Genomic DNA, 13523 nt, shown 5'->3' with positions numbered 1-13523 from the left:
TGTTAGTATTTGGCAATCAAGACGCTTGGACGTTTAAACGGCTAAATGCTTTTATGTACTAAGACATAACGAAAGCGTCTAAATCTCCAAAAAGTATCCAGAAAAAGTTGTTCGAAAAATGGACCAAAAACGGGAAGCCTCATGACTGAAAATCAACAATTGACGGCGCTGCTTGCGGCCTGCCACTGGATAGGTGAGAAAGGCTGGTGTCCGGCGACGGGCGGCAATATGTCTGTGCGCCTCGATGAAGCAAACTGCCTGATTACTGAATCGGGTAAAGATAAAGGCAGTCTTCAGGCTGAGGACTTTCTGTTGGTAGAAATTGCCACAAACCATGTGCCGAGTGGCCGCACGCCGTCGGCGGAAACCGGGCTGCACACGCTGCTGTATCGCCGTGACTCGACGATCGGCGCTGTGCTGCATACGCACTCGGTGAACGCGACCGTGCTGTCTCGGGTAGAGAAGGGCGCTGAACTGGTGTTGCACGGCTACGAAATGCAAAAGTCGTTGGCGGGGCAGACTACCCATTTGGATCGCGTGGCGATCCCAATTTTCGATAACGATCAGGATATTCCGGCACTGGCACAGCGGGTTACCGAATACGCGAGCCACACGCCGTTACGTTACGGTTTTCTGGTGCGTGGCCACGGTCTTTATTGCTGGGGCGCGACGGTGAAAGAAGCACGTCGTCATCTGGAAGGACTCGAGTTCCTGTTCCAGTGCGAATTGCAGCGTCGATTGCTGGAGGCGAAAGCATGATTAACGCGATTGTGACGGATATTGAAGGTACCACCAGCGACATCCGTTTTGTTCACACCGTGTTGTTCCCCTATGCCCGTGAACGTCTGGCCGACACCGTACGGCAGCATGGGAGCGATCCGGAGATCGCGCAGGCGCTGGGCGCGTTGCGTCAGGAATTGGGTCAGCCAGAGGCGGATAGCGACACACTGATTACTGCGCTGAATCAGTTTATGGATGAAGATCGTAAATCCACCGCGCTGAAGCAGCTGCAAGGCATTATCTGGCGCGCAGGTTATCGTAACGGCGATTTTCAGGGACATCTGTACCCTGACGTGGCCACGCAGCTTGCCGCATGGCAGCAGCAGGGAATTCGTCTGTATGTTTACTCGTCAGGTTCGGTAGAAGCGCAGCAGTTGCTGTTTGGCTACAGTAACGCGGGTGACCTGCGTCCGCTGTTCAGCGACTATTTTGATACCCGCGTCGGTATGAAGCGGGAGACCGGTTCTTATCGCACGATTGCGCAAACCATCGGGCTGCCTGCCGAGCAACTGTTGTTCCTGTCGGACATTCGTCAGGAACTGGATGCCGCAGAGGAGGCTGGCTGGCACACCTGCCAGCTTATCCGTGATGATGCGGATAGCGTAAGCCGTCACCGTCAGGTGGCACGTTTTGACCAGATCGACTTACCGGAGTACGCCCAATGAGTGGATTAACCATTTTTAGCGACAGCGATGCAGGCCAGCCGATTTGGCAAAGTCAGGATGCCGATGCGATTCAGAAACAGCTGAACGAGATCGGCGTACGTTTTGAACGCTGGGAAGCCAGCCAGAAGCTGAGCGATACGCCATCGTCTGAAGAAGTGCTGGCGGCCTACCAGCATGAAATCGATAAGCTGGTGGCAGAAAAAGGCTATCAGAGCTGGGACGTCATCAGCATGCGGTCGGATAATCCGCAGCGTGCTGAACTGCGCACCAAGTTTTTATCCGAGCATGTCCACCATGAAGACGAAGTGCGTTTTTTTGTAGAAGGCGCGGGGCTGTTTTGCCTGCACCTGAACGGCAAGATTTACCAGATCCTGTGTGAGAAAAACGATCTGCTGTCTGTACCCGCAGGCACGGCACATTGGTTTGATATGGGGCCAGAGCCGCACTTCACCGCCATCCGCCTGTTTGATAACCCGGAAGGGTGGATAGCGCATTTCACCGGCGATAAGATCGCCGATGCGTATCCGAAGCTGGAGCGCTAGCTCGTTTGTTGTAAACGAACGCTCTGTGAATGAACGAGTATGTTTCGTGCGTTTCGACATTTGCCGCTGTATGTTGCATGTTACGAAACGCCCGACCCAGGGCGGCTCAATCGCCGTCGCCTTGGGAACCCTGGCTTTTGGCGAGAAATATGCCGCTGAGGCGGTCCCCTCGTCGCTAATGTTCTTCTGATGGACCGCCAGTGACGCGCTCCCGACGCGGCACTGGCTTTCGCCGCGTCCGTGCGGCTCATCCAGAAGCCCATCATCTCCTCGGCCTATTTACGCCAAGAAGAATCGCATCACTGGAACTTATTTTCCTATTTCAACGCCTCCTGAAATATCCCTTCTTTGACGTTTTGTGGCGTGACCACGCCGGTGTCGAGTACCCAGCCGCTGATTAAGTTGGCGGGAGTGACGTCGAATGCTGGGTTGTAGACGGTGGCGTTCTGCGGTGCCCACTGGCAGTGGCCGAAGCTGCCGGAGACGCCAGTGACTTCGGCGGCGGCACGCTGTTCGATAGGGATAGCTCGACCATCTTGGCACGCGGGATCGTGCGTGGTGTGCGGTGCCGCGACGTAAAACGGAATCTGGTGGTAGTGCGCCAGCACCGCGAGGCTATAGGTGCCGATCTTATTGGCGACATCGCCGTTGGCCGCAATGCGGTCTGCACCGACCCAAATTGCATCGACCTGACCCTGTGCCATCAGGCTGGCGGCCATCGAATCACAAATCAGTTGATAAGGAATACTCAGCTCGCCCAGCTCCCAGGCCGTGAGACGTCCGCCTTGCAAAAGCGGGCGTGTTTCATCGACCCACACCTGTGCGACTTTCCCCTGCTGATGGGCACGCAGCAGCACACCAATGGCGGTGCCGATGCCTGCCGTGGCTAGTCCACCTGTGTTGCAGTGGGTCAGCAAGCGGCTGTTGGGTTTCACCAGCGCAGCGCCGTGATCGGCAATGCGTTCACACAGGGCGCGATCTTCTTCTACCAGGTGCAAGGCTTCCTGCACCAACGCATCAACAAACTGTGGCTGTGCCAATGCCAGCTTCATGCGATCCAGATTGTTCATCAGGTTCACGGCGGTAGGGCGCGATGCCCGCAGCGTCTCTAGCGCCTGCGCCAGTTCGGCTTGTGATAACCCTTTCTCGGCCAACAGCGCGAGCAGCAGGCTGGCGGACAGGCCAATGAGCGGTGCGCCGCGTACGCGTAGCGTCTGGATATGTTCAACCAATGACGCGACATCTGGGCAAGGGCTCCAGCGTTTTTCTTGTGGTAGCGCCTGCTGGTCGAGGATCCACAGTTGGTTATCAACGATTTTCAGGCTAGTTGTGTTAAGTGTCTGCATAGGTCGTTAAATCCATGTTGCATCGATATTCTTATTCTGCCAAGATGCCAGATAGATGTATAGACGTCCGAACGTTTTTATGTCCGTATCTTTGGTTTTAGAATAGCTTTGATTACAGAATGGTTTTGATTTCAGAATAGCGAGGAGTTGGAATGTCACTTTACCGCACTTTTACGGCGGATGACGCTGTTGAATATGCCCGCCAGCACGGCGGTGTCAGTCAGCCGCAAACGCTGGTAGCCGCAGAAGAGATCGGCGATGGCAATCTGAATCTGGTATTTAAAATTAAAGATGAAACGGGCGTTAGCCGGGTTATTGTTAAACAGGCGCTGCCCTATGTGCGCTGTGTCGGGGAGTCCTGGCCGCTGACGCTTGACCGCGCCCGCATTGAAGCCGAAACGCTGCTGACGCACGCGCGTTTTTGTCCGCAACATACCGTGACCGTGCTGTACCACGATCCTGAATTGGCGGTGATGGTGCAGGAAGATCTCTCCGATCATCGTATCTGGCGTAGCGAGTTGGTTAACGGCGCGGATTATCCGCAGGCGGCGGCACAGTTGGGGGAATATCTGGCGCAGACGTTATTCCATACTTCTGATTTTCATCAGCATCCGCATGAGAAGAAAGCGGCGGTAAGCCAGTTCACCAACCCTGAGCTGTGTCAGATTACCGAAGATCTTTTCTTTACCGACCCTTATATCGATCACGAAAGAAACCAGTTTGACGCTGCGTTGACACCGGATGTGCTGGCATTGCGTGACGATCGGGCGTTGAAGCTGGCGGTTGCCGGGCTGAAACACCGCTTCCTGAGCAAGGCTGAGGCGCTGCTGCACGGTGACATTCACAGTGGATCGATCTTTGTGGCAGAGGGGCGCTTAAAGGCTATTGATGCTGAATTCGGTTTCTATGGGCCGATCGGTTTTGATGTCGGCACCGCAATCGGCAATCTGCTGCTGAATTATTGCGGTCTACCGGGGCTGCTGGCACCGCGCGAGGCGGCGGCTGGACGTGAACGGCGTTTGGAAGATATCCGTACGCTGTGGCACACCTTTTCCGCCCGTTTTCTGGCCTTGAGCGAAAGCGAAAGCCACGATCTGGCGCTGGCGGAATCGGGTTATGCCGCGCTATTTTTACAGCAGGTCTGGCTGGATGCCGTTGGCTATTGTGGCACCGAATTGATTCGCCGCACGATTGGGCTGGCGCACGTCGCCGATCTGGACAGTATTCAGGAGACGGAAGCGCGTTTAGCGTGCCAGCGGCATGCGATTTCGCTGGGCAGAACGTTAGTGCTGGCGGCTCCGCATATTGCGGATGTGGATGCGCTGCTGGCGCGTGTGCGGCAGAGCGGCGCCTAACTCGTTAATCACGTATGCGTTAACCGCTCCCGCCAACGAATCGGTGGGAGCGGCAAACAGACTATTTCTTCCCTTTATTCATCATGGCCTGCAAATTTGCGAAAGGATTATGGGTGGCAACACCGACATCCTTCTGCGCATCTTCACCTGCAACGACGGTCGAACCGTACATATCCGCATCGGTATATTTCGAATGCTCGTGGTCGTGGCAGTAGAGGCACAGCATTTCCCAGTTACTGCCATCCTCTGGGTTATTACTGTGATCGTGATCGATGTGGTGAACGGTGAGTTCACGCAGGTTGGAATAGACGAATTCGCGTGAACAGCGACCACATACCCACGGGAAAAGTTTGAGCGCTTTTTCGCGGTAGCCGCTTTCAAGTCTGGCGTAGTTCTTGGGGATGTAAGCCATGTGTCAGGTTTCATTCAGAAGAAAAGATGATGTGGATTTTACAACTGATGGGTATCTAAAAGAAAGAACAGGCCTGTATAACCGAGCTGAGTTTACTGAAAAAAGCTTGTTGAGCGGTGATAATGGATAGATCGTAAAGACGCGGTGAATACATCCCTGTACGCTCGGATTGCGCAGATATGAATCTCATCCCTGAGATTCACCCTTGCAGGGCCGTCGCTAGCGACGTTCAAAAACGTTCCTGACGTTTTTGTCCATGGCGCAAACGCTTTACTCTTCTATTCCATTATCACCGTTCCTATTTCGCAAATAAGGCTGTTTATGCTGCTTCGGTTTTTCTTTCCGGCTGCGGTACGGGCGTAGGGTTGCCGGCGGCCAGTGCGTCGAACGCAAAGTCATCGACGTTGATTGAGCGTAAGCGACTGGCTTCCGCTTTGGTCAGAATATCCGCTTCTTCTGCGGTAATCTGACCTTCGATCAGCGCCTGTTCTGCCAACTGATCCAATCGCATGAACGGCAGCGGCTTGTCGCTCGCTTTCGACAGGCGTTGGTAAATCGGTTCGGCGGCGATAATATCCAGCAGCGCCTCTTCCAGCAGGCCAACTGGATTGTGCTCGCTGGCAACCAGATATTGGCCGCGTCCCAGACGGCTGCGCGTTTCCGATGGCGTTTGCAGAATCTTCGCGACCTCATGGTCGAGGCGGTCAGACGGCGCAGCGCAGCGCAGACCCAGCGGGAAGATAATAAAGGTCAGCAGCCCTGCCACGGCACGATTCGGGAAGTTACGCAGCAGATCGTCCAGCGCCTGCTCGGCCTGATGCAGACTGTCCTGAACGCCCCAGTGCACCAGCGGTAAATCCGCTTTCTGACGCCCTTCGTCCTCATAGCGTTTCAGCGTCGCGGAAGCTAAATAGAGCTGGCTGAGAATATCCCCCAGACGTGCGGAGATACGCTCGCGACGCTTCAGGCTACCGCCCAATACCGCCATCGACACATCCGCCAGCAGCGCCAGATTCGCGCTTAGTCGGTTGAGCTGCTGATAGTAGCGACGTGTTTTGTCGTTCACTGGCGCACGGCTTAGAAGGCCGTTGGTCAACCCAAGCCAGAAGCTGCGCACTGTGTTGCTGCCGACGTGGCCGATATGTCCAACCAGTGAACGGTCAAAGCGTGATACGTCATTCTCCTGCGCGGCTGCCATCTCTTCCAGCACATAAGGGTGACAGCGGATGGCGCCTTGTCCGAAGATGATCATGCTGCGCGTAAGAATATTCGCCCCTTCCACGGTGATCGCAATCGGTGCGCCCTGATAGCTGCGCGCCAGGAAATTGGACGGGCCAAGACAAATGCCTTTACCGCCGGCGATATCCATCGCATCCATCACACTGCGCTGACCCCGGTGGGTACAGTGATATTTGACGATAGCGGAGAGCACTGCCGGTTTTTCACCCTGCATGATGCCGCTGGTAATCAGCGTGGCGGCGGCGTCCATCACGTAAGCGTTACCCGCAATGCGTGCCAGCGGCTCTTCGATGCCTTCCATCTTACCGATGGAGATTTTGAACTGGCGGCGAATATGGGCGTAAGCACCGATGCCGAGGGCAATCGACTTCAGCCCACCGGTGGAGTTGGACGGCAGCGTAATGCCGCGTCCGACAGACAGGCACTCCATCAGCATACGCCAGCCCTGACCCGCCATCTTCGCGCCGCCGATGATGTAGTCCAGCGGAACAAAAATGTTCTCACCTTGCGTCGGGCCGTTCTGGAACGGAACGTTCAATGGGAAATGGCGGCGACCGATTTTAACGCCGTCAGTATCCGTCGGAATTAGCGCACAGGTAATGCCTACGTCGTCTTTATCGCCTAACAGATGGTCAGGATCGTACAGCTTAAAGGCCAGCCCAAGCACGGTGGCGACGGGGGCGAGCGTGATGTAGCGTTTATTCCAGGTCAGGCGCATGCCCACGACCTGTTCCCCTTGCCAGTTGCCGTAGCAGACTATGCCCGTATCGGGAATCGAACCCGCATCAGAACCCGCTTCTGGGCTGGTCAGCGCAAAGCAGGGGACTTCCTGGCCGCGTGCCAGACGTGGCAGGTAGTGGTCTTTTTGCGCTTCTGTACCGTAATGTTGCAGCAATTCACCGGGGCCGAGTGAGTTAGGCACGCCGACGGTGATCGCCACAATGCTGGAAACGCCCGCCAGTTTTTGCAGCACCTGTGCTTGTGCATAGGCAGAGAATTCCAGCCCGCCGTATTGCTTCTTGATGATCATGGCAAAGAAGCGGTGCTCTTTTAAAAATTCCCACAGTTCTGGCGGGATATCGGCGCGTTCGTGGGTGATTTCAAAGTCGTTTGCCATTCGACAGGCTTCAGCAACCGGCCCGTCGATAAACGCCTGCTCTTCGGCGGTCAACTGCGGCTGCGGATAGTTATGCAGCTTTTTCCAGTCCGGCGCGCCGCGAAACAGGTCGCCTTCCCACCAGGTTGTCCCGGCATCAATCGCTTCTTTTTCCGTGTTCGACATCGGCGGCATGACCTTCTGGAACATGCGCAGCGCGGAAGCGGAAACCAGCTTTTGACGCAGGGCGGGAACCGTAATTGGAATCAGCAGAATCACGAGCGGAATCATCAACCAGGCGGGCCACAGCAACATGGCGGACATGGCCGCGAAGTAGGCCAGCAGGATGGCGCTGCCGAGCAGCAGACTGAGCCGATGATAAAACATCGCGCCGATGATAATCAGTAGGAGGAGGATACTGACAGCAACCATAACGTGTCTCCAGCATTGTGATCGAATTGAGCGTTTTCAACTTTCCACCGAGCGTTGCGTAGCAGTAAAAAGAGAGAACTGTTTCATCAGTGAAATAAGGCGTAGTAGGTCAATACCCTAAGAGGTCTGACCTGTTGCTTATATTCGTTGTAGTTTATCTGATTATTTTTATCAATTCGTTTACATCATAATTACAACTCACTTCACAAACCGCGCGGCAGTCGTGCGTTTTCTGACGGGCGTCAGCGATCCTCTCGATCCCGTGATTACGCGCTTCTCGCTGTTGGTACTATCCGCTACACTGCTGAACAATACAGAATAGAATGTTGTCACCAGACAAAATGAGAGGATTCCATGTATCAGGATTTAATCCGTAGTGAACTGAAAGAAGCGGCAGAAACACTGAATAATTTCTTGAGTGACGACGCGAACATTCAGTCGATTCAAAATGCTGCGGTGCTGCTGGCTAACGCGTTTAAAGCGGGCGGTAAAGTGATCTCCTGTGGTAACGGTGGTTCACACTGTGATGCCATGCACTTTGCTGAAGAGTTGACGGGTCGCTACCGCGAGAACCGTCCGGGCTATCCAGCCATTGCGATTTCCGATCCGAGCCACCTGTCCTGCGTCAGCAACGACTTTGGCTATGACTTTGTCTTCTCTCGCTATGTTGAATCGCTGGGGCGTGAAGGCGATGTGCTGCTGGGGATTTCCACTTCGGGTAACTCCGGCAACATTATTAAAGCCATTGCGGCGGCAAAAGCGAAAGGCATGAAGGTCATTACGCTGACCGGGAAAGACGGCGGTAAAATGGCAGGTTCGGCCGACGTGGAAATTCGTGTTCCGCACTTCGGTTATGCCGACCGCATTCAGGAAATCCATATCAAAGCCATTCACATCCTGATTCAGCTGATTGAAAAAGAGATGGCGGATCAGTAAGCCACATTAATTCGCTCTAAAAGGGCAAGAAGGGAAGGGTAGGAAGTCAGATGTGTGAACTGCTGGGGATGAGCGCGAATGTACCGACGGATATCTGCTTTAGCTTCACCGGGCTGATACAGCGCGGTGGGAAAACGGGACCGCATCGGGATGGCTGGGGAATTACCTTTTATGAAGGGAACGGCTGTCGTACGTTCAAAGATCCGCTGCCGAGCTATAATTCGCCGATTGCCCGGCTGGTACAGGATTATCCTATCAAATCGTGTGCGGTGGTTTCACATATCCGGCAAGCCAACCGCGGCGCGGTGTCGCTGGAAAATACCCATCCCTTTACACGCGAACTGTGGGGACGGAACTGGACGTACGCTCACAACGGGCAGTTGAAGGGCTACAACACCTTGAAAACGGGCATGTTTCGCCCCGTTGGCCAGACGGACAGCGAATTTGCTTTCTGCTGGCTGCTGTCCCAACTGGCTGAACGCTACCCACGTACGCCGGGCAACTGGCCAGCGGTATTCCGCTACATCGCTAAACAGGCCGATGTCTTGCGGGAGAAAGGTGTGTTTAACATGCTGCTGTCGGACGGGCGCTTTGTGATGGGGTATTGCTCAACCAAACTCTACTGGATCACGCGTCGTGCGCCGTTTGGTAAAGCGACGCTGTTGGATCAGGATGTGGAGATTGATTTCCAGCAGCAGACGACACCTAACGATGTCGTTACCGTGCTGGCGACACAGCCGCTAACGGGCAACGAAACCTGGCATCAGATTATGCCAGGTGAATTCGTTCTATTTTGTTTCGGCGAGCGCATACTTTAAGGTCGGCTGGCTGGTCATCAACGGTGGGTTAACGACGTATTGCCCGTTAAACACCGTGACGGCCGGCGGCTGATTATGCTGATTAAAATAGGTATACCCTGGCTGAAGCTGTTTCCAGAAACTGGCATAAGTGGAATTACGGTGGCGCTGCATGTTCTGTTCTGTCATACGGAACGGATAAATAGCGATATCAATTTTCGCCTGTCCGTGGTGTAGCGCCGCTTCAGCATAGCGATAAATCTCGTCCATGTAGTTGTTGGTCATGGCATAGCAGCCGACCGACACACACTCACCGTGGATCATCAAATAACGACCGGAATATCCCTGTGATTTATCATAGTCGTTGGGGAAACCGATATTTATCGCGCGGTAATATTGGCTGTCTGGCTTCAGCTGGCGTAGGTCAACCTGATAGAAACCTTCCGGGCTTTTTAAATCGCCTTCAACACGTTTTGGCCCTAATCCGCCCGAATATTTACAGATTGGATAGTGTTCCAATAAACGATATTCGTTACCGACTTTCGCATAAAGTTCGAATATTCGCTCTTCTTTAAAGATCTGAATATAGATCGGAGAGCCTAATAATTGCTGTTTTAATTCTTTTGCTATCGGCGCTAGCGGCGGTGCGGTCTCGCTGGCGGCGCTGGTAACAACAAGAGAAGGCAAAAAAAACAACATCGCAAACGACAGCGCGATTTTTTGCATTATGGTTCCTGATAATAAAATGGCTGTGCTACATGCGGTATCCCTGTAGCGCTACTGATGTTTTAGCGAAAGCGTTGGGACAGCCGTTATCGGTATCTATTTCGTCGGCGAATAGGCAATGACGAAAACGAAATCACATTATCATTGGTTTCATATTAATCAAGCGTTGAAAAGCGCTAAAAAATAACATTTACTAAAAACGGCCCGACAGGATGCGAGCCGCTCAAATTTGAGGTTGTTAATTGCAGGGAAAATGCGTCAGGCGCGCGTGGCTTCTATCATCATAATGTCGGTGACAAAGGAGCCGTCTGCCTGTACGTCAAAATGCTGTACCACCTCGTCCGGCAGCGTTTTTTGCAGTTCACGAATCGCGACAGCGAAATGTTCTGGTGTGCGCATCCGTGCGATCCAACTGCTGAACTCCAGCGTCAGTCTGTCACTGGTGACGTTACGCACGATAAACCCAGCGTCGGTAAACAGGCTCAGCCATTCGCCCGGCGCGTAATTGCGCACGTGTGAGGTGTCACGCAGCTTCTCCACTGTCTGCAAATAACTATCCAGCAGCGGATGACCGGGCGAAACGACATCCATCATGATCACGCGTCCTCCCGGTTTCAGAACGCGCCGTATTTCCCGTAACGCTTGCCCGACATCATGCCAGTGGTGGGCGGAATAACGACTGATAATGATATCCGCACTGCCGTTATCGAACGGTAACGTTTCGGCCACGCCTTGCTGAATGCGGATATTATTCAGCCCTTTTTGTGCCGCAGCCTGACTGACGACCTCCAACATTTGGGAAGACAGGTCATAGGCGACAACGTCGGCGACGGCCTGCGCGGCGACAAAGCTGGCATGTCCGGCACCGCAGCCGATATCGATCACACGCGCCTGTGGGAACGGGGCTAATAAAGCCGCCAGCCGGGTTAAATCATTACCCTGTGCATGTACTGCGCTGGTCAGGTAGTTCTGCGCCTGTGAGCCGAACTGGTGTTCGACGCGGCTGCTGTGGCTCTGTTTCTCTTCCATCATTGCTCTCGCTTATCTGAATTGTTTTTGATTCATCATGGTTAAACGGCGGCGCGCCAGCCACTGAAAAAGACGTCGGTCTGAGAACACTATAATGAGGGGAAAATACGGGTACAATATGAGCATTTATACGGGTATAAAATACTTCCTGTTTGATTAACCTGTTTTTCAGTCATGCTATCGCCATCGCAAGCTGCCTATAGGCGTGACATGAAAAGGACACCTGATTATGTCTGCACATTCGTTTATGCCTGCCAATTCTCTGAGCGGCCCAAAAGCGTTGGGGGCTTTCTTACGGGCGCTGCGTGAGCGGACTACGCCGGAAATGGTCGGCTTGCCTGCGTCCGGGCGGCGGCGTACCAGTGGACTACGTCGCGAAGAGCTGGCGCAAATCGCTCGAATCAGCACCACCTGGTATACCTGGCTTGAGCAGGGGCGTGATGTGTCTGCTTCGGCATCGGCGCTGCTCCGCGTGTCGCAGGCGTTAAAACTGGAACCCGCAGAGCATGATTATCTTTTTAGCCTTGCTGGTGTGAAGGATCCTCAGAAGCAGAATAGGGCAACGTCGCCGGATGCGCAGGTTGCCGCCAGCCTGCATCACATCACTTGCCCTGCGTATCTTCTGGATGGCAGTTGGAATATGCTGGCGTGGAATGCACCGTCGGAACAGCTGTTTGCCGGATGGCTGGGACATGACCCTGAGCCAAACCTGCTGCGTTTCATGTTTCTGAATCCGCTGGCACGATCGCTGGTGGTCAATTGGCCAGAACGAGCGAAGCGAGTGGTGGCGGAGTTTCGCGCGGAATCCAGCCATTACGCGCCGACTGAATCCGTGCGGCAAGTCGTGATGTCGCTGTGTGAAGAAAGTAGTGAATTTACTCTCTGGTGGTCACAGCAGGCGGTAACCGCGCGTGAAGGCGGCGAGCGACGTTTCCATCATCCTTTGCTTGGCGATGTGGCCTATCATCAACAAACTTTCCACCCTGCCGTGCAGAGCGAATTTAAGCTGGTTATGCTGATCGCCCAGTAAACGCGGCAGACATCGCGCAGCTTGTCTATACTGACTTTGATCTGTATATTCATACAGTGTTGTCAGAGGGGCAGTATGCGCAAAATCATTCATGTTGATATGGACTGCTTCTACGCAGCAATTGAGATGCGTGATAACCCGCGCCTGCGCGATATTCCTCTGGCGATTGGCGGGAGCGCCGATCGTCGTGGCGTCATCAGCACCGCTAACTATCCTGCCCGACGCTATGGTGTTCGCAGTGCGATGGCAACGGCAACCGCCTTGCGCCTGTGTCCACACCTCACGTTGTTGCCTGGGCGCATGGAGGTGTATAAGTCCACCTCGCGCCAAATCCGCGAAATCTTCTCCCGCTACACGTCGCTGATTGAACCCCTTTCTCTGGATGAGGCCTATCTGGATGTCACCGATAGCCCGCACTGCAACGGTTCGGCGACGCGTATCGCTGAAGAAATCCGTCGAACCATCGCCGATGAACTGAATCTGACGGCCTCGGCAGGGATTGCACCGATCAAGTTTCTGGCGAAGATCGCGTCTGAGTTAAATAAGCCGAATGGACAATATGTGATTACACCGGAGCAGGTGGATGATTTCCTGCTGGCGCTACCGCTGGAGAAGATCCCCGGTGTCGGGAAGGTGACAGCGAAACGGCTGGAAGAGCGCGGCCTGCATACCTGTGCCGATGTTCGGGTGTATGCGCTGGCGGATTTGCTTAAAGAATTCGGTAAATTTGGTCGTGTGCTGTGGGAGCGCTGTCAGGGGATCGATGAGCGACGGATTTCACCCGATCGGCTGAGAAAATCGGTCGGCGTGGAGAAGACGCTGGCGCAGGATATTCATGACTGGGAACAGTGTGAAAACCTGATCGAACAGCTTTATGAAGAACTGGAAGTCCGCCTGAAACGGGTGAAGCCCGATCTGCATATTGCGCGTCAGGGCGTCAAACTCAAGTTTGATGATTTTCAGCAAACGACGCAGGAGCATGTGTGGCCAATATTGAATAAACAAGATCTGTTGAAGATTGCGCAGCAAACCTGGCAGGAGCGGCGTAAATCCAGAGGCGTCCGGCTGGTTGGGCTACATGTGACGTTGCTCGACCCGCAAATTGAGCGACAGCTGGTGTTTGATTGGGGGTAATAAG

At 54.0% G+C, this 13523-nt stretch carries 13 protein-coding genes; 8 read left to right on the top strand and 5 right to left on the bottom strand.

Going from position 1 to position 13523, the window contains the following annotated elements; translation table 11 throughout:
- The first annotated feature begins 141 nt into the window (after positions 1-141).
- The 3 genes from KKH3_RS15190 to KKH3_RS15180 are packed head-to-tail and all read left to right on the top strand — an operon-like array spanning position 142 to position 1987.
- The gene (locus KKH3_RS15190) at positions 142-759 is read left to right on the top strand and encodes a methylthioribulose 1-phosphate dehydratase (protein WP_039361112.1); all 618 of its coding nucleotides are present in this window, start codon (positions 142-144) and stop codon (positions 757-759) included.
- Positions 756-1445, top strand: a complete 690-nt coding sequence (gene mtnC / locus KKH3_RS15185) for an acireductone synthase (protein WP_039361108.1) — start codon at positions 756-758, stop codon at positions 1443-1445. The genes KKH3_RS15190 and mtnC overlap by 4 nt, the downstream gene beginning before the upstream one ends.
- A complete protein-coding gene (locus tag KKH3_RS15180) occupies positions 1442-1987 on the top strand; it encodes a 1,2-dihydroxy-3-keto-5-methylthiopentene dioxygenase (protein ID WP_039361106.1) in 546 nt (181 codons plus the stop codon). The genes mtnC and KKH3_RS15180 overlap by 4 nt, the downstream gene beginning before the upstream one ends.
- A gap of 317 nt (positions 1988-2304) precedes the next feature.
- Here the strand turns inward: KKH3_RS15180 and mtnA are convergent, their stop codons facing one another.
- The gene (mtnA, locus tag KKH3_RS15175) at positions 2305-3333 is read right to left on the bottom strand and encodes an S-methyl-5-thioribose-1-phosphate isomerase (protein ID WP_039361103.1); all 1029 of its coding nucleotides are present in this window, start codon (positions 3331-3333) and stop codon (positions 2305-2307) included.
- A 152-nt stretch (positions 3334-3485) separates the two neighbouring features.
- On the opposite strand from mtnA, the gene mtnK reads away from it, so the two are divergent.
- Positions 3486-4688, top strand: a complete 1203-nt coding sequence (mtnK, locus tag KKH3_RS15170) for an S-methyl-5-thioribose kinase (protein WP_039361100.1) — start codon at positions 3486-3488, stop codon at positions 4686-4688.
- Positions 4689-4749: 61 nt separating this feature from the next.
- On the opposite strand, the gene yajD is transcribed toward mtnK, so the two are convergent.
- Entirely contained in the window at positions 4750-5100 is a 351-nt protein-coding gene (gene yajD, locus KKH3_RS15165; RefSeq protein WP_010282592.1) for an HNH nuclease YajD, read from the bottom strand.
- Positions 5101-5419: 319 nt separating this feature from the next.
- Positions 5420-7867 carry an acyl-CoA dehydrogenase FadE gene (fadE, locus tag KKH3_RS15160; RefSeq protein ID WP_039361097.1) on the bottom strand — a complete coding sequence of 816 codons (2448 nt, stop codon included), beginning with the start codon at positions 7865-7867 and terminating at the stop codon, positions 5420-5422.
- Between the two features lie 354 nt (positions 7868-8221).
- Between fadE and lpcA the strand changes: the two genes are divergently transcribed.
- Both lpcA and KKH3_RS15150 read left to right on the top strand, forming a co-directional pair.
- Complete coding sequence (gene lpcA, locus KKH3_RS15155; RefSeq protein WP_005975726.1) at positions 8222-8803, top strand: D-sedoheptulose 7-phosphate isomerase; 582 nt, start codon at positions 8222-8224, stop codon at positions 8801-8803.
- 50 nt (positions 8804-8853) lie between these two features.
- Positions 8854-9621, top strand: a complete 768-nt coding sequence (locus KKH3_RS15150; protein ID WP_039361094.1) for a class II glutamine amidotransferase — start codon at positions 8854-8856, stop codon at positions 9619-9621.
- On the opposite strand, the gene dpaA is transcribed toward KKH3_RS15150, so the two are convergent.
- Positions 9592-10326 carry a peptidoglycan meso-diaminopimelic acid protein amidase gene (dpaA, locus tag KKH3_RS15145; RefSeq protein WP_039361091.1) on the bottom strand — a complete coding sequence of 245 codons (735 nt, stop codon included), beginning with the start codon at positions 10324-10326 and terminating at the stop codon, positions 9592-9594. The two genes, KKH3_RS15150 and dpaA, sit on opposite strands and share 30 nt — an antisense overlap.
- 258 nt (positions 10327-10584) lie before the next feature.
- Positions 10585-11355, bottom strand: coding sequence for a class I SAM-dependent methyltransferase (locus KKH3_RS15140; protein WP_039362496.1), 771 nt, complete (start codon positions 11353-11355; stop codon positions 10585-10587).
- A 229-nt stretch (positions 11356-11584) separates the two neighbouring features.
- Between KKH3_RS15140 and KKH3_RS15135 the strand changes: the two genes are divergently transcribed.
- Together KKH3_RS15135 and dinB are read left to right on the top strand one after the other, a co-directional pair.
- Positions 11585-12385: a helix-turn-helix transcriptional regulator gene (locus tag KKH3_RS15135; RefSeq protein WP_039361089.1), complete on the top strand. Its 801-nt coding sequence runs from the start codon at positions 11585-11587 to the stop codon at positions 12383-12385.
- A gap of 75 nt (positions 12386-12460) precedes the next feature.
- On the top strand, positions 12461-13519 hold the full coding sequence (dinB, locus tag KKH3_RS15130; protein WP_039361087.1) for a DNA polymerase IV: 1059 nt from the start codon (positions 12461-12463) through the stop codon (positions 13517-13519).
- Positions 13520-13523 lie beyond the last annotated feature (4 nt).

The organism is Pectobacterium actinidiae (assembly GCF_000803315.1).
Lineage (GTDB): Bacteria > Pseudomonadota > Gammaproteobacteria > Enterobacterales > Enterobacteriaceae > Pectobacterium > Pectobacterium actinidiae.
The sequence above is the reverse complement of the archived record's forward strand: the minus strand, read 5'-3'. Positions and strand labels throughout refer to the sequence as shown.